At 57.4% G+C, this 27,000-nt stretch carries 26 protein-coding genes; 13 read left to right on the top strand and 13 right to left on the bottom strand.

All coding sequences use genetic code 11. The annotated features are described in order from the left end of the window. Positions 1-120 precede the first annotated feature (120 nt). Both HCG46_RS01800 and HCG46_RS01795 read right to left on the bottom strand, forming a co-directional pair. Positions 121-1,209, bottom strand: a complete 1,089-nt coding sequence (locus HCG46_RS01800) for an alpha/beta hydrolase (protein WP_168684323.1) — start codon at positions 1,207-1,209, stop codon at positions 121-123. A 16-nt stretch (positions 1,210-1,225) separates the two neighbouring features. Next, positions 1,226-2,425 carry an MFS transporter gene (locus HCG46_RS01795; RefSeq protein ID WP_209009272.1) on the bottom strand — a complete coding sequence of 400 codons (1,200 nt, stop codon included), beginning with the start codon at positions 2,423-2,425 and terminating at the stop codon, positions 1,226-1,228. A 111-nt stretch (positions 2,426-2,536) separates the two neighbouring features. On the opposite strand from HCG46_RS01795, the gene HCG46_RS01790 reads away from it, so the two are divergent. Then, a complete protein-coding gene (locus tag HCG46_RS01790; protein WP_075283777.1) occupies positions 2,537-3,433 on the top strand; it encodes a LysR family transcriptional regulator in 897 nt (298 codons plus the stop codon). Between the two features lie 44 nt (positions 3,434-3,477). Here the strand turns inward: HCG46_RS01790 and HCG46_RS01785 are convergent, their stop codons facing one another. Together HCG46_RS01785 and HCG46_RS01780 are read right to left on the bottom strand one after the other, a co-directional pair. Continuing rightward, positions 3,478-4,779 (bottom strand): hypothetical protein, encoded by a 1,302-nt coding sequence (locus tag HCG46_RS01785; protein WP_139314232.1) that lies wholly within the window; start codon positions 4,777-4,779, stop codon positions 3,478-3,480. A gap of 16 nt (positions 4,780-4,795) precedes the next feature. Then, entirely contained in the window at positions 4,796-5,278 is a 483-nt protein-coding gene (locus HCG46_RS01780) for a hypothetical protein (protein ID WP_055655204.1), read from the bottom strand. Positions 5,279-5,402: 124 nt separating this feature from the next. Between HCG46_RS01780 and HCG46_RS01775 the strand changes: the two genes are divergently transcribed. Beyond that, positions 5,403-5,789, top strand: coding sequence for a hypothetical protein (locus HCG46_RS01775; RefSeq protein ID WP_168684321.1), 387 nt, complete (start codon positions 5,403-5,405; stop codon positions 5,787-5,789). Between the two features lie 74 nt (positions 5,790-5,863). Here the strand turns inward: HCG46_RS01775 and HCG46_RS01770 are convergent, their stop codons facing one another. Next, on the bottom strand, positions 5,864-6,841 hold the full coding sequence (locus HCG46_RS01770) for a helix-turn-helix domain-containing protein (protein WP_208992397.1): 978 nt from the start codon (positions 6,839-6,841) through the stop codon (positions 5,864-5,866). A gap of 174 nt (positions 6,842-7,015) precedes the next feature. Here HCG46_RS01770 and HCG46_RS01765 point away from each other — a divergent pair, with 174 nt between their 5' ends. The 4 genes from HCG46_RS01765 (at position 7,016) to gstA (ending at position 10,674) form a co-directional block, all read left to right on the top strand. Then, complete coding sequence (locus tag HCG46_RS01765; RefSeq protein ID WP_168684318.1) at positions 7,016-8,098, top strand: methyltransferase domain-containing protein; 1,083 nt, start codon at positions 7,016-7,018, stop codon at positions 8,096-8,098. A gap of 261 nt (positions 8,099-8,359) precedes the next feature. Then, positions 8,360-9,580, top strand: a complete 1,221-nt coding sequence (locus HCG46_RS01760) for an NAD(P)/FAD-dependent oxidoreductase (protein ID WP_168684317.1) — start codon at positions 8,360-8,362, stop codon at positions 9,578-9,580. A gap of 87 nt (positions 9,581-9,667) precedes the next feature. Further along, positions 9,668-10,072, top strand: coding sequence for a hypothetical protein (locus HCG46_RS01755; RefSeq protein WP_168684314.1), 405 nt, complete (start codon positions 9,668-9,670; stop codon positions 10,070-10,072). Further along, entirely contained in the window at positions 10,069-10,674 is a 606-nt protein-coding gene (gene gstA, locus HCG46_RS01750) for a glutathione transferase GstA (RefSeq protein ID WP_168684311.1), read from the top strand. The genes HCG46_RS01755 and gstA overlap by 4 nt, the downstream gene beginning before the upstream one ends. Positions 10,675-11,131: 457 nt before the next feature. Here gstA and HCG46_RS01745 read toward each other — a convergent pair whose 3' ends face one another. The 7 genes from HCG46_RS01745 to HCG46_RS01715 form a co-directional block, all read right to left on the bottom strand. Then, on the bottom strand, positions 11,132-11,755 hold the full coding sequence (locus HCG46_RS01745; protein WP_168684309.1) for a hypothetical protein: 624 nt from the start codon (positions 11,753-11,755) through the stop codon (positions 11,132-11,134). Beyond that, on the bottom strand, positions 11,752-12,363 hold the full coding sequence (locus HCG46_RS01740) for a hypothetical protein (protein WP_168684306.1): 612 nt from the start codon (positions 12,361-12,363) through the stop codon (positions 11,752-11,754). The genes HCG46_RS01745 and HCG46_RS01740 overlap by 4 nt, the downstream gene beginning before the upstream one ends. Positions 12,364-12,419: 56 nt before the next feature. Continuing rightward, on the bottom strand, positions 12,420-13,961 hold the full coding sequence (locus HCG46_RS01735) for an ABC transporter substrate-binding protein (RefSeq protein ID WP_209009270.1): 1,542 nt from the start codon (positions 13,959-13,961) through the stop codon (positions 12,420-12,422). Positions 13,962-13,966: 5 nt separating this feature from the next. Continuing rightward, positions 13,967-14,845, bottom strand: coding sequence for an ABC transporter permease (locus HCG46_RS01730; protein WP_168684303.1), 879 nt, complete (start codon positions 14,843-14,845; stop codon positions 13,967-13,969). Continuing rightward, positions 14,846-15,784 carry an ABC transporter permease gene (locus HCG46_RS01725; protein ID WP_168684300.1) on the bottom strand — a complete coding sequence of 313 codons (939 nt, stop codon included), beginning with the start codon at positions 15,782-15,784 and terminating at the stop codon, positions 14,846-14,848. A gap of 327 nt (positions 15,785-16,111) precedes the next feature. Further along, on the bottom strand, positions 16,112-16,546 hold the full coding sequence (gene lysM, locus HCG46_RS01720; RefSeq protein WP_023000769.1) for a peptidoglycan-binding protein LysM: 435 nt from the start codon (positions 16,544-16,546) through the stop codon (positions 16,112-16,114). A 154-nt stretch (positions 16,547-16,700) separates the two neighbouring features. Next, positions 16,701-17,561, bottom strand: coding sequence for a DMT family transporter (locus tag HCG46_RS01715; protein WP_168684297.1), 861 nt, complete (start codon positions 17,559-17,561; stop codon positions 16,701-16,703). Positions 17,562-17,821: 260 nt separating this feature from the next. Here HCG46_RS01715 and HCG46_RS01710 point away from each other — a divergent pair, with 260 nt between their 5' ends. From HCG46_RS01710 to HCG46_RS01680, 7 genes are all read left to right on the top strand, one after another. Beyond that, positions 17,822-19,213 carry a PLP-dependent aminotransferase family protein gene (locus HCG46_RS01710; RefSeq protein ID WP_168684294.1) on the top strand — a complete coding sequence of 464 codons (1,392 nt, stop codon included), beginning with the start codon at positions 17,822-17,824 and terminating at the stop codon, positions 19,211-19,213. 148 nt (positions 19,214-19,361) lie between these two features. Beyond that, entirely contained in the window at positions 19,362-20,132 is a 771-nt protein-coding gene (locus HCG46_RS01705; protein ID WP_286185194.1) for a glutaredoxin, read from the top strand. Between the two features lie 446 nt (positions 20,133-20,578). After that, entirely contained in the window at positions 20,579-22,330 is a 1,752-nt protein-coding gene (locus HCG46_RS01700) for an ATP-binding protein (protein WP_168684292.1), read from the top strand. A 375-nt stretch (positions 22,331-22,705) separates the two neighbouring features. Then, positions 22,706-23,047, top strand: a complete 342-nt coding sequence (locus HCG46_RS01695) for a metalloregulator ArsR/SmtB family transcription factor (RefSeq protein ID WP_023000773.1) — start codon at positions 22,706-22,708, stop codon at positions 23,045-23,047. Then, positions 23,044-23,970 (top strand): SRPBCC family protein, encoded by a 927-nt coding sequence (locus tag HCG46_RS01690; protein ID WP_168684290.1) that lies wholly within the window; start codon positions 23,044-23,046, stop codon positions 23,968-23,970. Before HCG46_RS01695 ends, HCG46_RS01690 begins: the two co-directional genes overlap by 4 nt. 204 nt (positions 23,971-24,174) lie before the next feature. Continuing rightward, the gene (gene denD / locus HCG46_RS01685; RefSeq protein ID WP_168684288.1) at positions 24,175-25,161 is read left to right on the top strand and encodes a D-erythronate dehydrogenase; all 987 of its coding nucleotides are present in this window, start codon (positions 24,175-24,177) and stop codon (positions 25,159-25,161) included. Then, a complete protein-coding gene (locus HCG46_RS01680) occupies positions 25,158-25,934 on the top strand; it encodes an SDR family oxidoreductase (protein WP_168684285.1) in 777 nt (258 codons plus the stop codon). Before denD ends, HCG46_RS01680 begins: the two co-directional genes overlap by 4 nt. Before the next feature lie 40 nt (positions 25,935-25,974). Here HCG46_RS01680 and HCG46_RS01675 read toward each other — a convergent pair whose 3' ends face one another. Next, entirely contained in the window at positions 25,975-26,895 is a 921-nt protein-coding gene (locus HCG46_RS01675) for a LysR family transcriptional regulator (protein ID WP_168684283.1), read from the bottom strand. Between the last annotated feature and the right edge of the window lie 105 nt (positions 26,896-27,000).

Raw genomic sequence — 27,000 nt, 5'->3', positions numbered from 1 at the left:
AGTCATGAGCAAAAAAGGACCTGTTAGAGCTTGAAAACCTGAACCAGCGATGATGATGAGTGTTAGCACAAGGCAAAGATCTGCCCCGCCCGGATATTCCGTGGCGAGGCTGACCCTCTATCAGGCGAGTGCCTGTTCAAAAAAGGTCTCGATCCGGTCAAAGGGAATTACATCCACCTTGTCGTAGAGATCCGTGTGGTTAGCTCCAGGAACGATCAGCAGCTCCTTCGGTTCGGCTGCTGCTTCATAGGCGGTTTCGCTGAAATAGCGCGAATGGGCATTCTCGCCGTGGATAAACAGGACCGGACGCGGCGCGATCTCTGCGATATAGTTGAGGATCGGCATGTTCATGAAGGACAGCGGCGTCGTGATTGTCCAGGAGTTACCGGAATTGACCGCACGTTCATGGTAGCCGCGCGATGTCATGTAATAGTCGTGGTAATCGACCATGAACTGCGCCTCGCCACCATGTAGCTCGTTGTATGCCGGCTGCATTGCCGGGACACCGTTTTCTGCATCTTCCCAACGCTGGCGGCTCAGCTGTTCCAGCGTTGCCGCACGCTGTTCAGCGGTCACGCTGTCATTGTAGCCCTTGGACATGACACGGGTCATGTCATACATGGTGCTGGCCGCGACTGCCTTGACACGCTTGTCAGCCGCGACGGCATTCAGAGCCATGCCGCCCCAGCCACAGATGCCAATAACACCGATCCGCTCGCGGTCCACTGAACCATGCAGGCCAAGGTAATCGACCGCTGCCATGAAATCTTCGGTATTGATGTCGGGCGAGGCGACGTTGCGCGGTTCGCCGCCGCTCTCACCGGTGTAAGAAGGATCGAAGGCCAAGGTTACGAAGCCACGCTCGGCCATGGTCTGAGCGTAGAGGCCTGAGGACTGCTCCTTGACGGCGCCAAACGGGCCGCTGATGGCCAGGGCTGGCAGGCCGCTCTTTGCACGGTCCTTGGGTAAATAGAGATCACCGGTCAGGGTGATGCCGTATCGGTTGGTAAAGCGAACCTTTTCATGATCGACACGGTCGCTTTGCGGGAAGGTCTTGTCCCAAACTTCTGTCATGGTCTGTGCCCTTGCTATTGAAATGTTGATTGCTGAAGCCATGCCGATGGCGGCGACACCCGCGCCAGTCATCTTCAGCATGGCACGACGACCGAGCGTCGTGCCGGTGGTCAGTTCATTGGATTTGTCGGTCATTTTTTCTCCGGTTGGTTCATTGCTTTTCCGATTGGGGCTTGAGCAGGAGATGACCGTTGCCAATCACGGCGACGGCAGCGACGGACAGGATGACGCTGCCGGCGAAGGTTGCGGTGATAGACCAGCTGTCCAGCAACGCCCCACCGACGACTGCGCCCAGCAGGATCGAGGCCTGGATCGAGGCTACCATCAGGCTGCCGCCTTCTTCCGGGGCGTCATCGACGTTCTGCGCCATCCAGGTCATGAAGATGACAGACATGGCGGTGTTCATCGCGCCCCAGACGAAGAGCAGAAATCCGGTCAGAAGTGACGAGCCTCCCGTGAACAGGAGGCCAAATGTAACGGTGCCCATGATAAGTGCCGGGTACTTCAATTGCCGTGCCACGTTACCCGCGATGAAACGACCCGCCGCCCAGGTTCCGACGAAGCCCGCGCCCCCCAGCAACAGAAGAAGGATCGACAAAGCGGTCACATCGACCCGCGTTACCTGTTCCAGGTACGGGCGCAGGTAGGTGAACATGGTGAAGGCTGCGCCCCAGGACAGCATCGCCGCTAAGATGCCGCGTAGGAAATAGCGGCGGCGCAACACCGCGACCAGGGCTCCAAAACTCCGACTGCGGCGCGCAGGCAATGAAGGAAGCGCTACCAGTTGCCAGATCAGGTTGATTGCGACGGCGGGTGTCAGCGACCAGAAGACGTTACGCCAGCCGATGATATCTCCCAGGTAGCTGCCAAGCGGGGCTGCGAAGGCCGCGGCGATTGCCTGTCCTCCATACATCAGCGAAAGTGCACGCGGAACGTCTGCTTCGGGAACCAGCCGCATGACGACAGCAGTTGCCAGGGCCCAGAAACCACCGATGCAGATACCCAAAAGGGCGCGGGCGAACATCAGCGCAGCAAAGCTCTGTGCCATTGCAACCATCACCAGCGATATCAACATCAGCCCGGTCAATGCGACCATCACCCATTTGCGGTTCAAGCGGCCCGCGGTGGTCGTGATCAGCAAGCTCGCACCAACGGCGAATAATCCGCTAATCGAAATCGCCTGACCCGTCTGGCCTTCACTCGAGCCCAGTCCTTCCGCCATCAGGGTCAGGAGGCTGACCGGCATGAATTCCGACGCGATCAGCATGGCGACACAAAGCGCCATGGACAGGACCGCACCCCAGGCTGCAAGAGGCTGGCTTTGGGACGTGGTGACACTCGCATCGCTCAATTTAGGTTCTCCGGTCTCTTGTATTGCCGGGAAGATAGAGACGAACGGTCTATGTGATTAGCTGTCACAAACGGCATGGACTAATCGATCAGGTCGATTAATGATGCCGCCATGTCAAAAACCGATTTCAATGATCTGATGTGGTTCCGCATCGTTGCGGAAGAGCGGAGCTTTACCAACGCCGCCGCAAGGATTGGCGTGGCGCAATCGACATTGAGCCACACCATCAAGCGGTTGGAGACCAACCTGGGTCTGCGCCTCTTGAACCGCACGACGCGCAATGTAGCGACCACACCCGCCGGCGAACGTCTGCTGGCAACCGTCGCGCCGCGACTGGAAGAGATCGAGGACGAAGTTGCAGCACTGCTGGCCTTGCGTGAAAAGCCGTCCGGATCAATCCGGCTGACGCTTTCTGATCACGCGTTTCAAACGGTCGTCTGGCCAAAGCTGAAGCCGTTCCTTCACCACCATCCCGACATCAGGATCGAGTTCAGTCTGGATAGTGGTTTTCGCAATATCGTGGAGGACGGTTTTGATGCTGGAGTGCGCTTGGGCGAAAGTGTGGAGAGAGACATGATTGCCGCGCGCATCGGCCCTGACTGGCGCATGGTCGCCGTGGCTTCTCCCGCTTATCTGGCGTCGCGGAAAAGCCCGGAACATCCGCGTGATCTGCTCGATCATGACTGCATCAACATGCGGCACGAAACACGTGGCGGACTTTATGCCTGGGAGTTCGAGAAGGAGGGGCAGGAAGTGAATGTTCGTGTTGACGGCCAACTCACCTTCAACAATTCCTACGCCATGATGGACGCCGTGCTAAATGGCTTGGGGGTCGCCTTTGTTCCGAACAGTCTTGCAGATCCACACGTTGAGTCTGGTGATCTGAGATTGCTTCTCGACGACTGGTCTCCGTATTTCGACGGTTACTTTCTCTACTACCCGACCCGGCGACAGAACCTTCCCGTCTTCAAACTGGTTCTAGATGCACTTCGGCATCGATTGCCGTGACCTTCTGAACGATCCAGGTGAAAATCTTGCGGCGGTATGTCTTGCTAGTCGTTTCTCAAAGCGCCGACACGATCCACGATATCTGCGCATTCAGCACGGCTCTGAGGTCCGCAGGTGGCGTTCAGCCGCGCAATCACGTTGGCAACTGCCGACGGAAAGGCGATGTTTGTGTCCTCCACGATGTATTCAAACAGCTCTTTGTACTGCCTTGCGTTGTTCACGCTGTAGAAAAAGGCGCGGGGCAGATAGGTTCGCAATTCGTCCTGTAGTTCCTTGTTGTCCTTGAACTGGTCAGGCAACTGGACAGGGTCCAGCGGAAAGTCCTGGGGTTGCTCGCCTTCCTGAATGTCGAAATAGAGAAAGGCGTTCTTGACGTAGCGCGGCAGTGGTTGACCGGCGATCGGGTTGCGTTTGCGGCAGGTAACGGTCTGCGCCAACCCGCCAAATTTGTAGAAGTCCGGATTTGTCCATTCGGAATCGCGATAGGCGAAGACCGTGAAGTCAAGCGCCACGGGACCCTCATCGGACTCGGTGCCGACCCCTAGCTCGGAATTCAGCCGTCCAACGTAGTGCGTACCTTCCGCGTTCAACTCGACCTTGCCGACATCAAACAGCTCCAGCGCTTTCAACGACCAGTTCAGGCTGTTGACGTCCCAGGTCAGAGGCAGAGTATCGTATTGATCTTTCGGTACCTTGATCAGCGGTTGAACCGGCCGTGTCAGCCCGCAACCGGTTGAAATCTCTGAAGCATATCCGTCGTGAACCTTCAGGCGCGGGTGCACTCGGTCCTTGACGCGTGTGGAATATCCCCGCGCTTCATTCTGATCGAAAGCGTCCAGAGTGTGTATGATCCGCAGTTCCGATTGCGGGTTGTACAGAACAAGCCTTTCATCGTCTTCTTCTTCAATCTTGAAGGAATAGCCAATGCCGACTTCAGCCTCCAAGGTACAGGCAAGATCCCGGCACCCCGTATAGGATTGATGCGTGACCACATCTGTCGTGTCGCGGTTTCCAAAGTCGTTTGCCGATATGTCGCGGGCCAGAACCGCTACGGGGATCCCGTAGTGTGTCGTACCCTCAAGGTACTCTGATCGTCCCGGTACTGTGCTTCTTTCCAGATTGAACATGATCGTCATTCCGGGCAGGAAAGTCGCAAGTCTGTTTGCCTCCTTTTCTGCGCCCGAATAACTCTTGCTGCCTCTGAGCTCGTTGTCGCCAATTTTGGACAGCGCGAATGTGCCGCCAACGACCCAGCGTGCTCCTTCGGGGATATCGCCGGTCGGGTCCTGAGCGCATGCGACAGAAATTGAGCAGATAAAAAGCAAGCTGTGAAACATACATTTCATGATCAGGCATCCTTTCTTATCTGAAGTTCTGCGCCATCTCGTGCAGCGATGCTCCAAAGGTGGCTGCGAAGCCGTCTATGTTCTGCTGGGTCACTTGCGACGGTGTTGAGTACATCAGTTCTGCCTGGTCTTGCAGCTCGACCAATTTCGGGAACCCGGAAGTCGGGTAGATCGCCTTTAGTTCCAGGAAAATCGTATTCAACTCCGTCAGGAAGGTCGCGATATCGCTTTTGCATGTATTCGTCGAAAGGGTGCTAACGCTTCGCGTACAATCAAGGGCCAGAAAAGCGTCTGAAAACCGCGTGGTCAGCTTGGATAAATGGCTGTTCCTGAAGGTGTTCAGCGCATCGCGTTTCGACGCGACTTCGATTTGGTTGTCGACCCTGGCGATCAGGAATTGCGCGAAAAAAACTATCACAAGGCCGGAGAGCACCGCTCTGAAGGTGATCTCCACCAGGCTTTGATTGAGCGACTCTTTTTTTCCCGACCAGAACGACACGCCTTACCTCACCAGTTCGAGAAAGCCTTGAACGTGCCGAACCTTTGAAACGGACAAGGCTCCAGACCAGCTGTTCTAACAGCGCTGATATCTCGGGTTGCAGGCTCCAACCGGAACCGTAGACATGGTCGTGAAGGCGATCGTCGCGGTAAAGAGTACTGCAAAAAACGTGTGCATATTCCACGTCATCTCGAACTCCATATTTAAAAACGATATAAATCTTATATCTACAACTTATTCGATAACTTCCGTAACGTCAATATTTGATGATTTGTCAAGCGAAGCCGCCAATCTTGACGGTCAGCAAGACGGCAACCCGGATGCTGATCAGAAAGCCGGTGTCGTCGCGCTGTTTCAGCCGGTGGCCGAACGGCTAGCTGTCGTTCAACCCCTCCGCCTGCCTGCTGCCGCAGGCCGCCTGTCGACCGGTTCCCGAGCCAGACAGACCGTTGGTGTCCTTCGCAGCGAAAGACTGCTTTGCCTATTTCGCCACGTGCAGCGAAGCGCATGAACGGCAGTTGCCTGGAACAGCAGAGACGGCGATGCAAACCTGGTGGCCCAGCTCGTAAGGGATGGGGACCAAACTCAGGATGAAACCGGAACCAACGCTTGCCATTTCTTTCGATAAGCAGACGCCGAGGTCCCGACGCGCTTTCGGAATGCCGATCGGAAACTCGAGGGTTCGGTATATCCGATCTCGGCTGAGATTTCCTCGATCGACATCGCCGTCGTCTCCAGCAGCTGTTTGGCTTCCTCGACACGCAAAGTCTGCACATAGTCGGCTGGCGCCTGTCCGGTCGCCTTCCTGAAGCGACGCAGAAACCCTCGCTCGGTCATTTGGGCCATTACCGCCATGGCGGTTACGGGACTTGATCTGTGGTAATTTCGTGCGGCCCAGACCTGCGCCTCTGCAATCAGCTGGTCATCATGTTGTCGCCCGGAGGCAAGGGATGCGTATGTCAGTTGGCCCTGGTCATGTGGATCGATCAAATAGATCTTCGCGATCCTGCGGGCTTCTTCTGTTCCGGCGAACCGTCCGATCAGATACAACATGAGATCAGCCCACGCCGAGGCACCACCTGCGGTGACCACCTGGTGACCATCCCCCGCCGCGACGAGAATGCGTTCACGGCAAACCTTCACCTTCGGGAAGTTACGTCCAAGCATATCCGCATAGCCCCAATGCGTCGTCGCTTCCTTGCCGTCCAACACTCCTGCTGCACCCAGAAGGATTGAGCCAGAGCAGACGGAGGTGACAATCGCGCCGCGTGCGTAGGCTTCACTGAGCCAGTCCGCGACCGGGTTAAACTCTTCCGGCAGGTGGCCATTTGGGTCGAGGTGCAAATCGGACACGATAATCAAGTCGGGTTCCGGCGCTTCGGTCAGCATCCCGTCAGGTGTGATCTTGCGCCCGTTCACGTCCCAATAAGGTGCGCCATCGAGGGTTCTGAGGCTGACCTGAAACACCGGCGATTGCGCAGGCAAGCCGTGCAACATTTCCCAATCGCGACCCACGGAGGCCAGCACGTCAAGGATCGAGAACAGCACGGACGTTCCGGTCAAGCGTGTTCCTATAACGGTCGTGTTCAAGCTCATATTGCACAAAACCCCTCAACTTTAGTCTGATTATCACCGTTTCATTCTTTTTCACTTCTAACGCGCTTGGCGGATTTGGTCCATCTCCATGGTCAGGACAGCGGCAGATCGTGCTGCACATTACCACTTCAGGAGCTTCGGATGACCTACCAGAACCCAAATCTTGCATTCAACGAAGCGAAAGCCGAAGCCTTCGCCGAACGCTTTGTCGGTACGCTGAACGAAGCGGCACTCGCGATCATGACCTCTCTCGGGCACCGCGCAGGACTGTTCGATGCGCTTGGGGCCAACCCCGGCCTCAATTCGCAGGTGCTTTCGCAGAAGGCCGCTGTCAACGAACGCTACCTGCGTGAATGGCTCGGCGTGATGGTGACGGCGGGTGTCGTCGACTATGACCCGCGGGCGAGAAGCTACACGTTGCCTCCGGAGCATGCCGCGTTTCTGACCCGTAGCGCCAGCCCGGACAACATGGCCGTCACGACCCAGTTCATCAGCATCGCGGCGTCCATCGAAAACGAACTACTGGAGCGGTTCCGCAGTGGCGAGGGCCTTTGTTACCACCATTTTGATCGCTTTCACGAGGTGATGGCCGAGGACAGTGCGCAGTTGGTCGTCGCCAACCTTGTGAGCGCTATCCTGCCGGTGGTCCCGGGCCTGATCCAACGGTTGGAGGACGGCATCGACGTGGCCGATTTCGGCTGCGGCCGAGGTCTGGCGATGATGGCGCTGGCGAGCGTTTATCCAAACAGTCGCTTTCACGGTTTCGATCTTTGCGAGGACGCTTTCGCAGAGACGGCCGCTGAAGCCAGAACCAAGGGTCTGGAGAACCTGCACTTCGAAGCGCGTGATCTGTCGGCCGCAAACGAGTTGGGCCGGTTCGATCTGGTGACCGCCTTCGATGCGGTTCACGACCAGGCGGATCCCAAGGCGTTTCTGCGGCTCGTGCGGCAGTCAATGCGGCCGGGCGGCGTCTTCTTTATGCAGGATATCGGTGGGTCGCGCGATCTTGAAAAGAACATCGCAAATCCCTTCGCGCCGCTCTTGTACACGATCTCGAGCATGCACTGCACACCCGTCTCCATCGGCCAGGGTGGTCCGGGTCTGGGGGCGATGTGGGGAGTGGAGACGGCCGAAGAGTACCTCGCCGAAACCGGCTTCGCATCGGTCGAAACCCACCGGCTGCCGCACGATCCCATCAACGCGTATTTCACAGCCCGGATCTGACCGGGCACCGACAAGGATTCATGACATGACGATGATATTGCCGTTCGTCGACGGAGTGCACAGGACTGTCTCAAGTCGCGTGAAGAGCCTTTGGCAACGGATCAGAGAAGCGCGTGAACAACGACGCTTTCGCCGGAATTTCGGAGACCTCTCGCGGCTTTCGGACCATCTCCTGCAGGATTTGGGCCTCGAACAATACGCACATCTGCGTGACCCTGAATTTCCTCAGCATTTGCTGAGAAGACACCGAAAGGACTGATTATGAAGTCCCAACAACACAGCAACACGCTTGTCATCGGAGCAGGACTTTCGGGTCTTGCCGTGGCACGCTCTCTTTCCGATCGTGGCCTGCCTGTCACCGTGCTGGAAGCACGGGGCCGGGTTGCTGAACCCTGGCGGGCGCGGCATCCGGCGCTTCGGCTCAACATACACCGCAAGTTTGCCGGCCTGCCCGGCCAGAAGGCGCCCAAGACCGACGGCGTCTTTCTGAAGCGTGACACCGTAGTGGAATTTCTTGAAGCCTATGTAGCGGGACTGGACACACATGTCCGATACAGTGGCAAGGTAACCAGTGTCGCCCGTACGCCAGACGGGTGGCACGTCTCTACCGCGACCGGTGACTATCAGGCAGACAATCTGGTAATCGCGACGGGCCGCGAAAACATTGCGCACATTCCGGACTGGCCAGGGCGCGACCAGTTTTCGGGCGAGTTGCTGCACACGGCGAACCTCGGTGATGTGTCCCGCTTCGACGGCAAGCGCGTTCTGGTCGTTGGCGCCGGGAATTCGGGCACGGATGCGCTCAACCATCTCGCGCGGCACCGCTCGGCAGAGGTCATCGTATCTGTCCGATATGGGCCTGCAGTCGTACCGCAGCGCATCTTCGGGTTTCCGCTGCACCGACTGGCCCGGGTTTTCGCGGCCCTTCCGGCCTGGGTCCTGGATCCGGCCTTTCGGCTGACCGAGCGGGTTTTTCTTGGCAATCTTCGCCGATACGGGCTGTCCACCCATCCAGAAGGGGGCGGAACCCGGCTTTTGCGGGACGGTGTCACCTTTGCGATCGATGACGGATTTGTGGCCGCCTTGAAGGCCGGGCGGTTCCGGGTGGTTCCCGGTGTTGACCGCTTCGAGGGTGACAACGTCATCCTCACGGATGGCTCAAGCTGCGCACCCGACGTTGTCATCGCGGCAACGGGCTATCGCACGGGGCTGGAGCCGCTGCTGGGACATCTCGGCGTGCTCGACACCAATGGGGTGCCGCACTACCCGATGGGCGAGCGTGATCCGGAAAATTCCGGTCTCTGGTTCACCGGGTTCAAGCCGATTTTCACTGGTTACTTTGATGCCGCCGGGATCGCAGCCAACAGGATTGCCGCCGGGATCGCCGCTGATACGACGCGTGGCGTGCCTTCTGACGACCACGGAGCGCGGAAGGTTCATGCCGACAATGGACGGTCCGTCCCTGCAAACGCAACCGCTTGATGTAGCCGCCCGGGGCCGGTGCAAGCCCAGCATGTCGGTAACCCGGGCTGCCTCGGGTGCAACACGTTTCGAACAGGAACCAAGAGAATGAAATTCGTCAAAATCTGCGCATGCGCAAACGGCGACTCCCATTTTTCGGATGAGTTCTGGACGCTTTCGGAGGGTGATTTTACGCCGCCTTCGCCAAAGGGCTACAGTGTCACCGAAACCATGGATGCAACCGGCGTTCTCATGATGCATCACCCCTCCGGCTACAAGGACGAATGGCATTGCGCGCCTGCACCTGTTCTTGGAACCGTTCTCGGTGGCTTGGTTCGCATTGAAACGAGCGATGGAGACACGCGGCTGCTATCTCCCGGTGATCAGTTTCTGGCTGCTGACCTGCATGGCTCGGGACACAGGATGGAGGAAGCGAACGGACGGGCTTATGACCTTGCGCTCGTCCTGCTGGATGGCATTCCTGACATGGGGTCTGGAGGGCTGTCGGAATGAAACTCTATTTCATGCCGGGAGCCTGCTCGCTGGCACCGCATATCGCTCTGCGTGAGGCCGGTCTGGAATTTCGATTGATAAAAGTCGACTACAAATCACGACGGACTGAAGAAGGGGACGACTTTCGCCAGATCAACCCCAAAGGGTACGTTCCGGCACTCGAACTGAAGGAGGGCCAACTTCTGACCGAAGTCCCCGTGATCCTGCAATATATCGACATGATCCGTCCCGAGGCCCGCCTGTTGCCGGACGCTGCACTGGAGCGCCTGAGAGCCCTGGAATGGCTGAATTACATTGCAACCGAGGTTCACAAAAGCTTCAGCCCGCTGTTTCGCCCGAAGACGCCGGAGGCATTTCTGTCCCCAGGCCGCGCGCACTTGTCGCTGCGGCTGAATGTGATTGAGCGACATCTCCAACAGCACAGGTACCTGACGGGCCCAGCCTTTTCGCTGTCCGACGCCTATCTGTTTACCGTTTGCCGTTGGCTTGACGATCAGAAGCTTTCGATTGCGGACTGGCCAGCCCTGCAACGACATTCCGATGACGTTGCAGGGCGGCAGGCTGTCCGCGATGCCCTGGCGCGCGAAGGTTTGGCAGACTAGGGCTGGCCGTATCTGCTGACGAGACAGGGTGGTGCGGACCCGGGGCTTACCCTGTGACGAGGTGGGAGATCCACGAACGGCCCGTGCCGGCAGCGAACGCACCGCCAGTTGGCAGTGCGTCGCCGGCCAGAGCGGCGTGGGACACAAGCGCCATCGTCAGAGCGTCAGGAAAAGAGAGGCGGTCTAAGCGCAGGATCTGCGTGTGGGGGGGACGAGAATGGTCTTTTCCAGCTGCGACTTGGGTATTGCCGGAAACCAATTTCTCTGCCGCCACTCCTCGGTGTGTTCCTGATGTACTTCGTCGACACAGGCGTGTGCCGCTCAACATATTCGAAAATACCGGGGATCGTCTGGCTGGTTCCACCTACCAATTCTGAACAATCATGACGAATTCTGACAATGCCGCTTCACTTGAAGCGCATCGGGAACGCAGCGGAACGGGCTGCGCGCAGGAGGCCTATGTCGTTTTCGCAAGCTCTGCGGTAGTCCCTTTCAGATACGGCAGGAACCCGTCCAGAAACCGGGTTGTCGCCGGCATGAAGTAGCTGCCGTGATGGTACATCGGGTCGAGGGACGTGATCAGCAGGCGGCCGGGGGTGGAAACCGTGTCCTCGTAGAAGATCGAGCCGAGATCTCCGACATCGACCAGCGACTGCGCCCCGTCTGGCACCTGGAAATAACCATGATAGTGCCAGGTGACGTCGGCCAGGGAGAGCTGGTTGAAGAGGGGATGGTCGGGTGTTGCCAACTTCAGGCCGATCTCGCCGCCTTCCTTCCACCACCAGAAATTGGTCGGTGTGTCCGTCCAGTTCACATTGGGCAACCAGTCCGGATGTCCGGTGGAGCCCATGGCGACAACGGTCTTGCCGCTTGCCAGAAAGTCGGCGATCTGTTCGCGCCGGGGGCGCAGCACCGAAGGGTCGGTGCGGCAGGAAACAAGCAGGGTGTCGACGCCGGACAGATCTGCTTCCGGCAGGTCGCGCGTGTAGATGATCTCGTCGAAAAAGTCGCGGTAGCGTGGCTCGTAAATGGTGCGATGATGGTAGTAGGTGCCGGCGTCGAGCACTGCGAGCGTGGTCATTGCTGGGGTCCTTTTCCGCTGGCCCAGGCGCAGAGCTGCGGGGCAATGCGCGCCGTTGTGTCGTTGGAGCCGACGTACATCCAAAGATCATTACCGGCATGCATGAAGATGCGACCGCCGGACGGGCGCTCATAGACCCAGTCGCAGGGCAGGCGGTCCGGACCGACACCGTGGAGGCTAACAGCACCTTCCGGCGGCGGGTTGAAACCGCGGGCGTAGAAGCCGGCAACGCCCCGCCGATAGGTCAATTCCTCGGTTGAAACGCCTTCGAACACCGGGTGGTCGGTCAACCGGTGGATTTGCAGGTCTTCCAGCGAGAAGCGGTTCAGGGGAACGAAAGGCTGGAATTCGGGCAGCATTGGCCAGGCAACATGGCCGTTGAATACCAGCGTGCCGCCAGCATCCAGAAACTGTTCGATCTTCGCTGTCAGGCTGCCGAAAAATCGCTGGTCGAGATGAGCCGGCAGGCAGAGTGCGGGATAGCGCGACAGGTCGGCAATTTCGAGGTCGTAATGGCCGATCACGTCGATGTCGGGCACATAATCGCCAACATCGGGCAGGTCGTTGCCGGCGCCCTTGATCGGTTTCAGAAAAAGGCAGGATGCCATTCGGGTCTCCCGGAAAGGCCCGGACGGATTACCGTCCGGGCAAAGGTCAGGCGCAGTTACTGTTTGCTGACGGCCTTGAAATTGTAGAAGAAGCCGGAAGGATGGACCTTGTAGCCACTGACGTTCTCGCTAGAGGCAGCTACATAGATCTTGTGAACCAACGGGATGATCGGTGCGTCGGTCTGCAGGATTTCCTGCGCCTTGGCGTAGGTTTCCAGAGCTTCCGGACCTTCATCCAGCGTGCGGCCCTTGTCGACAAGCGCGTCGAATTCCGGGTTCGCCCAGTTCTGGTAGTTGAGGCCCGCCTTGGAATGGAACTGCGACTTCAGGTGCAGATCCGGATGACCGGTCATTTCCGGGGTCCAGAAGACGACGGAAACATCATAGTCGCTCTGCTTGACGAGATCGAGCATGCCTTCCCAGGTGTACATTTCCAGCTTCGTGGAAATGCCCTGCTGCTGCAGAAGCGCGGCCATTGTCTCGCTGATCGTGGCCATTTCGGCGCGGCTGGAATAGCTGAGGATACGCAGGCTCAAAGGCTCGCCGTCCTTCTGCCAGGTGGTGCCGTCTTTCTCGTAACCGGCCTCGGTCAGAAGCCCGGCTGCTTTTTCCGGGTTGAAGGAATAGGCTGAAAGCTCTGGTGCGGCCCACGGGAATTCCGGCGGGAAGAAAGTCCAGGCCGGCTTGCCGACGCCGTCGAGCGCCCCTTTGACCAGGATTTCCCGGTCAACCATCAGGTTGACTGCCTGGCGAACCTTCGGATCATGCAGCACGCTGTTTTCGCCGGCATTGAATGCGCCGTAATAAAGACCGGCGCTCGGCTCTGCATAGACTTCGAATTTCTCGTCGGCCTTCATGCGTTCCACATCGGAAGGCAACAGGTGGACGACGAAGTCGACCTCGCCGGTTTCCAGCGCCAGCGCGCGGGCATTGTGGTCCGGTATGTAGCGGTAGACGATTTCTTCCAGCTTGGGTGCTTCGCCCCAGTAGTCATCGTTGCGTACAACGGTGGTGCGGTCCTGCTTCTGGTACTCCTTGAACACCCAGGGACCGGTGCCGACAGGCTTCACGAACTCGCCGTTCTCGTCGAACGAGGCCTTGCCGTAGATGACGGTGATGGCGTCGGTCAGCTGGTTTGGCAGGGCAGTGAAAGGTTCGTTGGTCTCGATTTCCAGTTCGAGGCCGGAAACGGCGCGGATTTCCTTGATGTTGAGCAGGTCGGATGCATAGGGCAGCAACGCGATCACTCGCTCCAGCGAGAACTTTGCGGCCTCCGCGTCGAAAGCGCTGCCGTCATGGAAGGTGACGCCGTCACGCAGCTGGAAGCGCCAGACATTGGGGGAAACGCGTTCCCAGGACGTGGCAAGACCGGGCACAAGTTTCATGTCGAAATCGAGTTTTACCAGAGTGTCCAGTATCTCGCTTTCGTTGAAGAACCGGCTGCGGCGCGGTTTCATCGATAGCGGCAGGGCTTCCCACATTGTGGCAACGGTCAGTGTTGAACTGCCTTCGGCCTGCGCCGGCATGTGCGGCAGGCTCAGCATGGCGGCCGTTGCCACGGAAACGGCAAGACGGCCCAGGGTTCTGCGGGAGATCATGAGGATCAGCTCCTTGGTTTGAGAATTGTTTTTCGAAGAGTCAAAAGGTTGGTGTGGCGGGCGCGCATCCGGTCGCCGATGCCGTCGCCCAGCAGGTTCACCAGCATGACGAACGCGGTGATCGTCAGGCCCGGGGCGAGGACGAGATGCGGATGGCTGCGCATGTGGTTGCGCGCATCGGCGATCATCCGGCCCCATTCGGCTGTTCCAGGTTCCACGCCAAGGCCAAGGAAGCTGAGCCCGGCAAAGGCGAGGATGACCCAGGAGAGCGAATAGGCGGCCATGGTCAGGAGAGGCGCCGTAATGTTCGGCAGAAGATGGCGATGGACAATGCGTTTGCGCGACGAACCGAGCGCTTCAGCCGCCTGCACATAAAGTTTGGCCCGTTCCACCAGGATCATGTTGCGCACCAGCCGGGCATATTCGGTCCAGTGCACGGCAGTGAGCGCCAGAAGCACGACGGCAAGGCCAAGACCCATGACACCGGCAATGATCATGGCAATCGCCAGTGCTGGCAGGACAGAAAGTCCCTCGCAAAAGCGCATCAGAAGCTGATCCGGCCAGCCGCCGAGATAGCCGGCGATGCAGCCGAGCAGCGTGCCTGTGAGCGCGGACGCCAGCACCACCAGCAGGGCCGAGCCGGTTGTGAGGCGGCCGGCGTAAAGGAGGCGGGAAAAGACGTCACGGCCCATCTGGTCGGTGCCCAGAAAATGCTGCCAGCCCGGAGGCGCAAGACGGTTCAGGATGTCTATCTGGTCCGGCGGGTAGGGCGCTGCGAGCGGTGCCAGCACGATCAGAAGTATGAGAAGGGCCAGCAGTCCTGCACGCGTTTCTCGGCTCTGTGCATCAGGTCTTGTCTGAAACAGGCGTCGGGATCTAGCCATTCAGATCGCCTCCTGCACGCGCGGGTCTGCCAGCGTCACCAGGTAATCGACCAGGAGATTGATGATGATGTAGCCGCAGGCGATCACCAGGAAGCAGATCTGTATCAGCGGGTAGTCACGGTTCAGCAGCGAAGCGACCAGCAGGCTGCCGATGCCCGGCCAGGCGAAGATCGTTTCCACGATGATCATGCCGTCAAAGGCGCGGGCAAATTGCAGCCCGGTCAGGGTCAGGAGCGAAGGCAGGATGTTGGGCAGGGCGTGATGCAGCAGGATCCGAGTCTGGCTGAGGCCCTTGGCCTTGGCCGTGCGGATGTAGGCATGGTGGAACTCGTCCAAGAGCCTGGCCCGCACGAAGCGCGCAATCACGCCGGTCATGGTGGTCGCGATGACCAGCGTCGGCAGCACCGCATGTGCAATCGTGCCGTGGCCCGAGCTCGGCAGCCAGCCGAGCGTAAGCGAGAACAGAAGCGCCAGCAGCAGCGCGTACCAGAAATTGGGAATGGACAGGCCGGCAACGCTTGCCGCCGCCAATAGACGATCTGCAAGGCCTCCGGCGTGGTAGGCACAAAAACAGCCGATCGGCACTGCAAGGACAAGGGCAAGGCCGATCGACAGCAGTGCCAGGATCAGTGACTGGCGTATCCGCAGCAGGATATCGGCGGAAACGCTTTCTCCGGTAACGAAGGAAGTGCCGAGATCCCCCGTCAGCACATTGCCAAGCCAGCGCAGGTATTGAACGGGCAGGGGATCGTCAAAGCCGTTTTCGGCTGAAAATCGCTCGACCGCAGCCGCATCCGGCAAGGTGCCGTCCATCTGGGACAACAGCAGTACTTCAGCAAAATCCCCCGGCAACAGGCGCAACAGGGCGAAGCCGGCAACGGACACCAGGAACAGCAGTATTACCGATTGGACAAGCCTGTGGCTCAGCCGGCGCACCATCCGAAAACCGCCCCAAATCCACTGAATGAGAAAACTTGAGCTTTATAATCATAATTTTACGGGTGGTGTCGAGGCTGGTTTGTAAAAAACTTGAAAAAAATACTCAGATTTCTATTCGGCAGTTTTGCACTGCAATTTGAAAAGCGGAAAAGTCGAGGGCGCAGCTGCAAGATTGCCCCAGACGTATGGCGACCGGGCGTCTCGGAAAATATACCTGGAGAGAGGTTCTGAGCGGTGCCGACCCTGCGGGCGGACATGGAGCGCAACGGGTAACGGCCGGAAAAGGAGGCAAGCCACGGGGACGCCGTGGCTTGCGGAAATTCGGTCTTAGAGAGCGGGGATGCGCAGCACCTGACCCGGATAGATCTTGTCCGGATCGGACAGCATCGGCTTGTTGGCTTCAAAGATCGCCTGGTACTTTGCGCCGTTGCCATAGGCTGCCTCGGCAACCTTCCAGAGCGTATCGCCCTTGACCACCGTGTGGAACTTGGCTTCCGGTTCGCTGCTCTCGACGGTGATTTCTTCCTCGACCTTGGAAATGCCAAGCACGTTGCCGACGGCAAGGATCAGCTTTTCACGGGCTTCCTGGGTGGGGGCGGCGCCTGCGATCTTGACGGTGTCGCCGCTGACTTCAACCTTGACGTCGCCATCGAGACCGAGGTCGGCAACTTCCTTTTCGATGGCTCCAGCGCTTGCTTCCGGCGCTTCGTCATCGCCGAACAGCTTCTTTCCCGCATCCTTCACGAAATCAAAGAAACCCATGTCATTTTTCCTTTAAGTCAATTCAGCCGAAATCCGCCGGTACGCCCCAGCGGAGGCAATTTCACGATACGGAACCATATTGCAAAATTCTCCGGGGGGCGGAAGCGAATTCGGGTTGGGCAAGACGTGTGCGGCGGGCCGGAAAGAAGAGGCTTCAGGCGAAGCGCTTGGCACCGGCAACGCAGCCCACCACCAGGGTGGTGACGAGGAGCATGGTTGAAGACACCGGTTCATGCAGCAGCAGGCTGGCAAGCATCAGCCCGAAGAAGGGCTGCAGCAGTTGCAACTGGCCAACACCTGCAATGCCGCCGATGGCGAGGCCCCGGTACCAGAAGATGAAGCCCACAAGCATCGAGAATATCGAGACGTAGCCGAGCCCGACCCAGGCGGGCATTTCGATGCCTGTCAAACTGTCCGGCCATGTCAGCAGTGCAAGCGTACCCATGACGGGAAGCGAAAGGGCAAGCGCCCAGGAAATGACCTGCCAGCCACCAAGACGGCGGGAGAGGGCGCCACCTTCTGCATAACCGAAGCCGCAGACAATGACCGCCGCCAGCATCAGGAGATCGCCCTTGAGTGAAAGGTCCGCACTTTGTGACAGCGCATAGGCGCCAACAGCCGCACTGCCTGTACAGGAGAATACCCAGAACAGGGGCTTTGGGCGCTCCATCCCGCGCAACATGCCGAACAGGGCGGTTGCCAGGGGCAGAAGGCCAATGAAGACAATCGAATGGGCCGCAGTGACATGTTGCAGGGCAAGTGCCGTCAGCAGCGGAAAGCCGACGACGACACCGGCTGCAACAATCAGCAACGAGATCACGTCGCGCCGATCCGGCGGGGCCTGCCGCAACAGTAGCAGCAAGGCAATGCCAAGGAGTGCCGCAACAACGGCACGGGCGGACGTCAGGAACATCGGGTTGAAACCACTGAGCGCAACCCGAGTTGCCGGCAGGGAGCCGCTGAAAATGAGAACGCCCAGGAGCCCGCTGCCCCATCCTGCCATCGATGCCTGCATGTTTGGTCTTTCTGCTGTCTTGTTTTTCAAGGTTCACACGCGTGTCAGGGAGGCTGCGGCATCCATCCTGCTCTCTTGCGAAACCGAGAGGCCAGCAGACAAAGCGAGGCTTGCTGAACGTAGCCCCTTCCTGAACGTCCATGACGACACGTTGCAGAGGCAGGAATAATCCGCAGGGGCTGGTCAGGACAGAGACAGTGCAATACAATTTTGCAAAACTGTACTGTACACACTTGCCATACACTTCAGCGGACAAACTTATGGAACAGGACACACGGACGGCCACGGTAATGGAAGCCGTCAAGCGGAAGATCGCCAGCCGTTTGCTGCAACCGGGTGAAAAGTTGCCGTCCATCCGCGGATTTGCCGCGACCATGCGGGTGTCGCCGTCAACAGTCGTGACCGCATACGACAGGCTGGCGGCAGAGGGCATCATTTATGCCCGTCGAGGCTCCGGCTTTTATGTTGCCGATGCCGCCCGTCCGTTCTCGGTCGCCGACGTCGGACCGCAGCTTGACCGGGAAATCGACCCGTTCTGGGTGTCGCGCCAGTCGCTCGATGCCGGGCCGGATGTACTGAAACCCGGCTGTGGCTGGCTGCCGGCGGACTGGATGCCAAGCGAGGCCATGCAGCGTGGCTTGCGAGCGCTGGCGCGTACCGGCGGTGGCCACTTGTTCGACTATGGCGAAACACGGGGTGCTTTGAACCTGCGCCACCTGCTTGCCCGGCAGTTCTCGGAGGAAGGCCTTGAGGTGAACCCGGGCCAGGTGCTGCTCACGCCATCGGGAACACAGGCCATCGACCTCATTTGCCGCTTCTTTTTGCGGCCGGGCGACACGGTTCTGGTCGATGACCCGTGTTACTTCAACTTTCAGGCGCTGTTGAAGGCGCACAGGGTGGAGGTTGCCGGTGTACCGTTCACGCGCAGCGGACCGGATACCGAGCTGTTCGAAGAAGCGCTGACCCGGCACAAGCCCAAGCTCTACATCACCAATTCCGGCCTTCACAATCCCACCGGCGCGACGATCTCGCCCCAGGTTGCGCACAAGGTCCTGAACCTTGTGACAGCCCACGGCCTGGTGGTGATAGAAGACGATATTTTCGGCAGCTTTGCGCCAGAACCCCTGCCGAGCCTTGCCGTTCTCGATGGACTGGAGCGTGTCATCCGCATCGGCAGCTTTTCCAAGACCCTGTCTGCCTCCGTGCGCTGCGGTTACATTGCCGCTCGAACGGACTGGATCGAGGCTCTTGTTGACCTGCAAGTGGCCACCAATTTCGGTGGCCCGGGACCGGTTGCGAGCGATCTTGTCTATGGCGTCCTGAGCGACGGCAGTTATCGCAAGCACATGGAAGCCTTGCGGGTGCGCCTTGCGAAGAAGCGGCGTGAGGTTGCCGACAGGCTGGAGCGGCTCGGTATAACGCCCTGGCTCAGCCCCAAGGGTGGCTTTTACCTCTGGTGCAGTCTGCCGGACGGCCGGGATGCAGCCGCCATTGCCCGCTCGGCGCTGCGCCGGAACGTCGTGCTCGCCCCCGGCAACGTCTTCAGTGTTTCGCAGACGATGACCGGGTTCCTGAGGTTCAATGTCAGCCAGATGGGCGAACGCCAGGTTTATGACGTGCTGGAAAGCGCGATGAAGCCAGGTGGAGGCTGAGCCTCGCAACCATCCGTGGCTCGCCGCGTTTGCCTGTCAGAAAACTTCAGCCGGCCGGTGCGGAACAGGCATGCTCGCGCAATCAATATCATGTCGAAGTGAGTGGTCGTTTCCCGGTCGGATCCCGTTTGACTGAGGAGCTTTTCCGATGAACGGCACTGACGAGCAAAAGACCGCCAGGCTTTACCGAATGGTCATGCCCGGCGACATCTGTCCCTATGGCCTGAAATCGAAGGACCTTCTGGAACGGCAGGGCTTCGAGGTTGAAGATCATCACCTCACCACCCGTGAGGAGACAGACGCCTTCATGGAAAAACACGGCGTCGAGACGACCCCACAAACCTTCGTCGGCAACAAGCGGATCGGGGGCTATGACTCCTTGCGCGTCTATTTCAAACTTGATCCGCCAGAGGAAGAGCGTAGCGACACGACCTATCGGCCCGTGATCGCCATCTTTTCAGTGGCCCTGCTTCTGGCGCTTGGCCTCTCCTGGCATCAATATGGAACCCTGCTCAGCTTGCGGGCCTTGGAATGGTTCGTGTCGCTTTCCATGACAATCCTCGCAATCCAGAAGCTGCAGGACGTGGAGAGTTTTTCCACGATGTTTCTCAACTACGACCTGCTGGCGCGGCGCTGGGTTCCCTATTACAGGCTCTATCCCTATGCCGAAGCCTTCGCCGGTATCCTGATGACGGCCGGTGCATTGGTCTGGCTGTCGGCGCCGGTTTCCTTCTTTATTGGCCTGATCGGCGCTATCAGCATATTCAAGGCGGTTTATCTGGAGAAACGGGAACTGAAATGCGCCTGCGTCGGCGGCAGTTCTTCCGTTCCGCTCGGCTTTGTTTCATTGACCGAAAGCCTGATGATGACGGCCATGGGGTTGTGGATGCCGTTCCGGATGTTCGTGCTGCAGGGATAACAGGCAAAAAATGCGTCCGCTGAGGGGAAGCGGGCGCACGCCAATTTGGGTCAACAGAGACTGGACGGGATTGATCTGTTCTGTGGTGTCATGGTCGACGGCAGTTATCGCAAGCACATGGAAGCATTGCGGGGTCGCGTTGAAAAGAAGCGGTGCGAGGTCGCTGGTAAGCCAGACCAGCTCTGCATTACGACTTCAGTCAGCCCGAAAAGGTGGTTTTTATCTTTGGTGGAGGGTGCTGGACGGCTTGGATGCATCTGTAATTAACCTTTGGGCACTGCGTCGGAACGTGGTTGTTGCTGAGGCAACAACTTCAGCGTTTCGTAATTGAAGACTGGTTTCGTGAGGCTCGATGGCAACGAGACGCGTGAGTGTATCTGTCGATGAAGAAGCTTTTGGTGCAAAAAAAAGCTAGGACATTGAAAATTCCTAAAATTCGAAGATAATTGATTAAAGTAGTTAGTGCCGAATTATTAAACAAAGTCGTTAAGTCAAAAGAGCAAATTACTCAATTTTGGGAGGGCTGTGTGAGGTTAAGCGCTGTGACTGTTGAAAATTTTAAGGCAATAAAATCTGCGCGAGTGGAACTGTCTGATGTTACTATACTTGTTGGACAAAATAGCTCTGGGAAGTCTTCGTTTTTGCAAGCTTTGCATTGGGCCTGCAGATGTGTTGCTGATCCTAAAATACAAAATAATCAAGCGCGCAGCGTAGCAGTTCAATCGCTTGACTATTTCCCCACGCCTGATGCGAAGATAGTGGGACATAATAAAGAGTTAAGAGAAGGACGTGGGAATCAAGAGGATATATCAGTATTCGTCACTTTAGAAGCACAGGATGACGACGATAATACTGGAGTTATTCCTATCAAACGCGGCCGAAATGATGCAATTCAAATCGATTTGAGATCCAGAAACCGACTACCTAGGAAATTATATGAAGAATTATCAGCACGCGACCATCCATTTTCCGCGTATATCCCAGGATTAGCGGGTATTCCATCAAGCGAAGAGAAAAAAAGTAGGCAGCCTGTCTTCAGAAGTGCTGCTAGTGGAGATGCCAATAGTGTTTTGAGAAATATTTTACTTCTCATAAAAACTAATGACCCGAATGATGTAGAAACGCTGGAAGAATGGGTTTCAAAAGTACTCGGGAAATCTCGTTTGAAAATCAATTTTAATGAAGGCGATAATTTTTATATTGAAGCGCTAATTAATACAGAAAAAATGGAAGACGATTATTGGTCACCATTAGAGCTTGCTGGGACAGGAGTCCTTCAAGTTTTTCAGATTTTTGCCTACCTTGTTTTGTTTAAGCCGAGCATTCTTTTGATCGATGAGCCAGATGCTCACCTTCATCCGGATAGGCAAGAGAAACTAATTCGTGCGATTGAAGAAGCTGCTATTGAATTTTCTACACAAGTTATTCTAACGACGCATAGCCCGCATATTATTAGAACAGCGTCTCCTAAAGTAAAGCTTGCTTGGCTTACTGATGGTGGAGTCGCTCAGAATGAGCGTATTATTCGAGAGCAGATGGGGTGGGGGCTTCTTGATAAATCTATACTTATAATCACTGAAGATAAAAACACGCCTTTACTTCAGTCTATTTTAGATCAATGGCCTGAGTATGGCAAGAAGACAGCGATATGGCCAGTATTTGGAGTTGAAAATTTACCCACGGCCGATGGTGCTAAGGCTCTGAAATCCATGCTTGGTATACAAAAGCTTGTAGTTCATCGTGATGGTGATTTCATGATTGAAACCGAGAAAAACAAATTACGTACCAAATACCATGGTAGCGGTTGTGAATTATGGATTACTGGCCCGTCTGACCTCGAAGGATATCTGTGTACCAGAGAGCATCTAATTGATTGCTATGGCCTTACTGAAGATGATGCCGAAGACATAATGTCAAAGGCTTGGAATCTCGCGAATAACCCTAGTTCTTTTAAAGCGAAGCGATCGCAAATAAATAAAAACGAAAAATTTTATAAAGGAGGGTCCGGTACACCTTCGAATGAAGCTGTTAGAATGGAACTTGACTATCTTTATGCTGGTTCAGTAAAGGGGAAAGATCTTTTTAAGGCTATGAAGTCAATTGTTCATGGTGATTATGGTCTGAGTTCGTCATGTTTGCTTAAGTTATCGAGTGCAATCGAGGTGGCAAGTGACCTTCGAGAACTTCTAGAAACTTAATTTTTTTTACGTTTCATAAGTGTTTTTATTGGTAGTTATTTTTTGTAATATTATATTAATTATTTTATTTATGTAAATTACGGAAGATGAAATCTTTATTTCATAGACCGAAATTCTGATGATGAACTGTATGGGCTTATGGATGCCGTTTCGGATGTTCGTGCTGCAGGGATAGCAGGCAAAAAATACGTCTGTTGAGGGGAGCTGGGCGCACCTCTTGTCATTCTGGCTCTGACAGGCCGTTCCGAGACTCAGTTCCAACTGACTGAAATTGCTAAATTTTTTTCTCAGTATTCAGAGCGTCACACGATAAAACTTAGCCAAACGGCAAAGTTTTCTCTTGCGCTTTTCGGTCAGTTCGAAATACTTAGTAATATGGCTAAGCATGATCCTGATCTCTCCCTGTTGTTCCACGCGCTGTCCGACCCGACGCGCCGCGCGATGTTGACAAGGCTCGCAAGTGGCCCGGCGCGGGTGACGGACCTTGCGGAGCCGACCGGGCTGAAGCTGCCGACGGTCATGAGGCACCTTTCCGTGCTGGAGGAGGCAGGTTTCATCACCACCGCCAAGGATGGACGCATACGCACCTGCGCCATCGTTCCGGAGGCCATGGAGCCGGTGCGGACATGGATCGATGAACAGCGCGCCATCTGGGAGGCCCGCCTCGACAGGTTGGATGCGTTTGTAATGAACGTGATGAAGGAGAACGGAGAATGACGCAGAGCGTGGTTCTGAACAACACTGCCTCCAACGCGGCTGGCGAGGGAAGAAACGGATTTGCGACGCTTTTCTTCGAGCGCGACATGGCCGCCCCTGCCGAAACCCTCTGGCAGGCCTGGACCGCTCCGGCGGCAAGGGCTGTCTGGGCGGCACCGTCACCCGCCGTTACCGTGGAATTTCTCGAAGCCGACACCAGGGTGGGCGGACGCGAAATTTCGCTCTGCAAGGTGGATGGTCAGCCGGATATGCGCTGCGAATGCGGTTGGCTGGACCTTCAGCCACCTCTGCGCAGCGTGAATTACGAGGTGATCTCGTGCGAAGGAGAAACTCAGTCCGTCGCGCTGGTTACGGCGTCGATCGCGGATCTGGGTGAAAGCAGCCGCTTGTCCGTAACCGTGCAGCTTTCTTCGCTGGCCGCGAATATGGAAGGCGGATATCGGGACGGCTTCAATGCGGGCCTGGACAATCTGGCAGGCGCTGCCGAGCGCACGATGATCTTGCAGCGGGTGATCCGTGCACCACGATCCGTTGTCTGGGGTGCCTGGATGAACCCCGAAACCCTGCCGCAATGGTGGGGGCCGGACGGCTTTTCCTGCCGCACCACCCGGATTGATCTGCGCGCAGGCGGCGAGTGGGTGTTCGACATGATCGCACCTGACGGTACGGTTTTTCCGAACCACCATCTCTATACGGACGTCCGGCCAAACGAACGGCTCAGCTATACGCTGCTCTGGGGCGAGAATGGCCCGAAGCATGCCGACGCCTGGGCCTCGTTCGAAGAAGAAGACGGCGCAACGAAGGTCTCGCTCGGCATGGTCTTCAGCACTGCTGCGGAATTCCAGGAAGCCAAGGGCTTTGGTGCTGTGGAACTTGGACAGCAGACTTTGGGCAAATTGGAAAACTTCATCAAGGCGGGTTGAGCCACCGAGTTGTCCCCCTGATCTGCGCAAGCGGCTCGAGGGGATCACTTTTATTGCGGGCCGCTCACTGGCCGAATGTAAAGTCTTTCAGGTTGTGTTTCGGCCGGGAGAACACCTTTCCGCTTAATCCGCCTTGCCCTTCCGTCCAATCTCCGCAAGTCTCCTGTGGAACGTTCCTGCCATCAAGTTCCGCGGAGACCCTCCATGCATGTTCTCGTCATCGGCGCTGCCGGTATGGTTGGCCGCAAGTTGGTTGAAAAGCTGGCTGCGCAGCCGGAGGTTCTTGGTTTTGAAGTGTCCCGGCTGACGCTGGCCGATGCCGTTTCGCCAACCGCACCAGCGGCGCTGCCCGGTATTGCCGAGGCAGTCACCGTGGATCTTTCGAAGGCAGGAGCCGCCCGGACGCTGGTCGCTTCGCGCCCCGATGTCATCTTTCACCTGGCAGCCATCGTCTCCGGCGAAGCGGAGCAGGAGTTTGAAAAGGGCTATGCGGTCAATCTCGACGGCAGCCGCGAATTGTTTGAGGCGATCCGGATCGAAGGCGCACGGGAGCCGTATTTTCCGAAGGTGATTTTCGCATCGTCGATTGCAGTGTTCGGTCAGCCGTTTCCCGAAAAGATCGGCGATGAATTCTTTACAACGCCGCTGACAAGCTACGGCACGCAAAAGGCGATCACCGAGCTTCTGCTGGCCGACTATTCCCGCAAGGGTTTTTTTGACGGCATAGGCCTGCGCCTGCCAACCATCTGCATTCGCCCGGGCAGGCCAAACAAGGCGGCCTCCGGCTTCTTTTCCAATATCATGCGCGAGCCTCTTGCCGGGCAGGAGGCCGTTCTGCCGGTAGATGAAAACGTGCGCCACTGGTTTGCAAGCCCGCGTGCTGCTGTCGGCTTTTTCGTTCATGCGGCGAAACTCGACACGGGCCGCTTGGGCCCCCGTCGCACCGTTACGCTGCCGGGGCTTTCCGCCACCGTCGGGGAGCAGATCGAGGCTCTGCGACGGGTTGCCGGGGAAAAGGTCGTGAGCCTGATCCGCCGGGAGCCGGACGAAACCATCGTTCAGATTGTTGACGGCTGGCCGAGAAATTTCGATGCCAGGAGGGCTCTGGACCTCGGGTTTCAGGCTGAAACCAGCTTTGACGACATCATCCGCATACATATCGAAGATGAACTGGAAGGCAGAAATCCATGACCGCAGACGGATTTGACGTGAAGGGAAGGATCGCGCTTGTGACCGGTGGCGGCACGGGGGTAGGCAAGGCAGTTGCCGCTGGTTTGAGCCGCGCCGGCTGGCGGGTTCTGATCACTGGCCGCCGCAAGGATGTCCTGGAAAAGACTGCGACAGAACTCTCCCGCAACAGCGGCAATGAAGTCTCTTGGATTGCCGCGGATGTCGGTGACCCGGCATCTGTGAAGGTGCTCTTTGACGAGATCTCGAAGACTTTCGGCAGGCTCGATCTCCTGGTCAACAACGCAGGGATCTCGAATTCGTCCGTTCCACTGGAAGATATTTCTTTCGAGGAATGGAGCGTTGTCGTGGCTGCAAACCTGACTGGTGCCTTCCTTTGCACCCAGCAGGCCTTCCGGATGATGAAGGCGCAGGAACCAAGAGGCGGGCGCATCATCAACAACGGTTCGATTTCGGCCACGACGCCAAGACCGAATTCGGCTCCCTACACCTCGACCAAACATGCCATTACCGGCCTGACGAAATCGGCCGCACTGGATGGGCGTCCCTTCGATATTGCCTGTGGCCAGATCGACATCGGCAACGCGGCCAGTGACATGACGGCCAAGATGAGCGGTGGTGTCCTGCAGGCAAATGGCGAAACCGCTTCCGAGCCGACCATTGATCCGGCTCACGTCGCCAATGCCGTCACCTACATGGCCAGCCTGCCGCTGGATGCCAATGTGCTGACGTTGACGGTGATGGCAACCGGTATGCCGTTCGTGGGGCGTGGCTGATCTAGACTTCGGGTTGCATGGGGTTCAGTGCGGAAGGGTTTCAGTCCGGGGCAGGGACTTGCGGCTCGTTGCCAAGGCCGGAAAGACAAGCTGCCCGGATCTCCTCCGCAAACAGGCGCATGCGACGGTTGAGACGACGTTCGCGGGCGTGGAGCAGATAGATGCCCCATGCCGGCACAGCGATGTCCGGTAGCAGGGGCACCAGCTGTCCGGCTGCCAGTGCGCCCGTCACGATGAAATCCGGCAGCCGGCTGATGCCATGCCCTAGGATGGTTGCATCCAGCAGGAACGCGCCACTGTTGGAATTGAGTGCGGGCTGAAACTCAAGTTGCTGGCGCTTTCCTTTTTGCGTTTGGAACTCCCAAACGGTCCGCCTTGCCCAGCCGAAATGAAGAAGCCGGTGCTGCTGCAGATCTTCGATCGATTGCGGCGCAGGGTGCTGGCGCAAGTAGTCGGGGCTGGCAAAAAGGCAATGCTCCACGGTGCCCAGTTTCAGCGTGATGGCATCTTCGGGCCGCGTTTGGGTGATACGGATCGCAAAGTCGTAGTTCTCTCTGGCCAGATCGACCAGCCGGTCATCGAAATCCACGGTCAGCTGGATATCCGCGTGGCGAGCCTGGAAATCGATCAGCGCCGCATTGAGGAAACCGTGGCCGAAATCTCTGGGTATGGAAATCGACAAGGGTCCGGAAGGGGCTGTTCCGCTGCTCAGGAAATCGTCCTCGATGTCGTCGACATCGCTGACGACGCGGCTCGCGCGTTGAAAGAGTTCGCGCCCGGGCTCGGTCAGGTCCCAATGGCCGGGCGAGCGGTCGACGAGACGGGTCCCATAGCGATCTTCCAGGAGGGACAGGCGACGGCTGACGGCCGACTTGGCAATGCCGAGTTCTCCAGCGGCTTTCGAGATGCTGCCACTGGCAACCACCTGAACGAACAGGCGCAGGTCTTCTATCTGTCCCAAGTGTTCTCCAAATCAGAACGTTGATCTCTGATTTTGATATCTGGTTATGAAAATTGCAACTTCCTATCTGTGGCAAGACCTGAAGTGCCGGACCGTTTCACGCCA

Source organism: Labrenzia sp. PO1, assembly GCF_012273635.1.
GTDB classification, from domain to species: Bacteria; Pseudomonadota; Alphaproteobacteria; order Rhizobiales; family Stappiaceae; genus Roseibium; species Roseibium algicola.
This window is presented reverse-complemented; position numbering and strand designations above follow the sequence as displayed.

Coding starts and splice junctions, on each gene's coding strand:
- HCG46_RS01740 (WP_168684306.1), bottom strand. CDS start 12,363: ATGGCATCCTGCCTTTTTCTGAAACCGATCAAGGGCGCCGGCAACGAC.
- HCG46_RS01760 (WP_168684317.1), top strand. CDS start 8,360: ATGAAGTCCCAACAACACAGCAACACGCTTGTCATCGGAGCAGGACTT.
- lysM (WP_023000769.1), bottom strand. CDS start 16,546: ATGGGTTTCTTTGATTTCGTGAAGGATGCGGGAAAGAAGCTGTTCGGC.
- HCG46_RS01775 (WP_168684321.1), top strand. CDS start 5,403: ATGGTCGTGAAGGCGATCGTCGCGGTAAAGAGTACTGCAAAAAACGTG.
- HCG46_RS01800 (WP_168684323.1), bottom strand. CDS start 1,209: ATGACCGACAAATCCAATGAACTGACCACCGGCACGACGCTCGGTCGT.
- HCG46_RS01705 (WP_286185194.1), top strand. CDS start 19,362: ATGAACGGCACTGACGAGCAAAAGACCGCCAGGCTTTACCGAATGGTC.
- HCG46_RS01695 (WP_023000773.1), top strand. CDS start 22,706: ATGGCTAAGCATGATCCTGATCTCTCCCTGTTGTTCCACGCGCTGTCC.
- HCG46_RS01785 (WP_139314232.1), bottom strand. CDS start 4,779: ATGAAATGTATGTTTCACAGCTTGCTTTTTATCTGCTCAATTTCTGTC.
- HCG46_RS01725 (WP_168684300.1), bottom strand. CDS start 15,784: ATGGTGCGCCGGCTGAGCCACAGGCTTGTCCAATCGGTAATACTGCTG.
- HCG46_RS01735 (WP_209009270.1), bottom strand. CDS start 13,961: ATGATCTCCCGCAGAACCCTGGGCCGTCTTGCCGTTTCCGTGGCAACG.
- HCG46_RS01745 (WP_168684309.1), bottom strand. CDS start 11,755: ATGACCACGCTCGCAGTGCTCGACGCCGGCACCTACTACCATCATCGC.
- HCG46_RS01730 (WP_168684303.1), bottom strand. CDS start 14,845: ATGGCTAGATCCCGACGCCTGTTTCAGACAAGACCTGATGCACAGAGC.
- HCG46_RS01680 (WP_168684285.1), top strand. CDS start 25,158: ATGACCGCAGACGGATTTGACGTGAAGGGAAGGATCGCGCTTGTGACC.
- HCG46_RS01765 (WP_168684318.1), top strand. CDS start 7,016: ATGACCTACCAGAACCCAAATCTTGCATTCAACGAAGCGAAAGCCGAA.
- HCG46_RS01755 (WP_168684314.1), top strand. CDS start 9,668: ATGAAATTCGTCAAAATCTGCGCATGCGCAAACGGCGACTCCCATTTT.
- HCG46_RS01790 (WP_075283777.1), top strand. CDS start 2,537: ATGTCAAAAACCGATTTCAATGATCTGATGTGGTTCCGCATCGTTGCG.
- gstA (WP_168684311.1), top strand. CDS start 10,069: ATGAAACTCTATTTCATGCCGGGAGCCTGCTCGCTGGCACCGCATATC.
- denD (WP_168684288.1), top strand. CDS start 24,175: ATGCATGTTCTCGTCATCGGCGCTGCCGGTATGGTTGGCCGCAAGTTG.
- HCG46_RS01710 (WP_168684294.1), top strand. CDS start 17,822: ATGGAACAGGACACACGGACGGCCACGGTAATGGAAGCCGTCAAGCGG.
- HCG46_RS01715 (WP_168684297.1), bottom strand. CDS start 17,561: ATGCAGGCATCGATGGCAGGATGGGGCAGCGGGCTCCTGGGCGTTCTC.
- HCG46_RS01690 (WP_168684290.1), top strand. CDS start 23,044: ATGACGCAGAGCGTGGTTCTGAACAACACTGCCTCCAACGCGGCTGGC.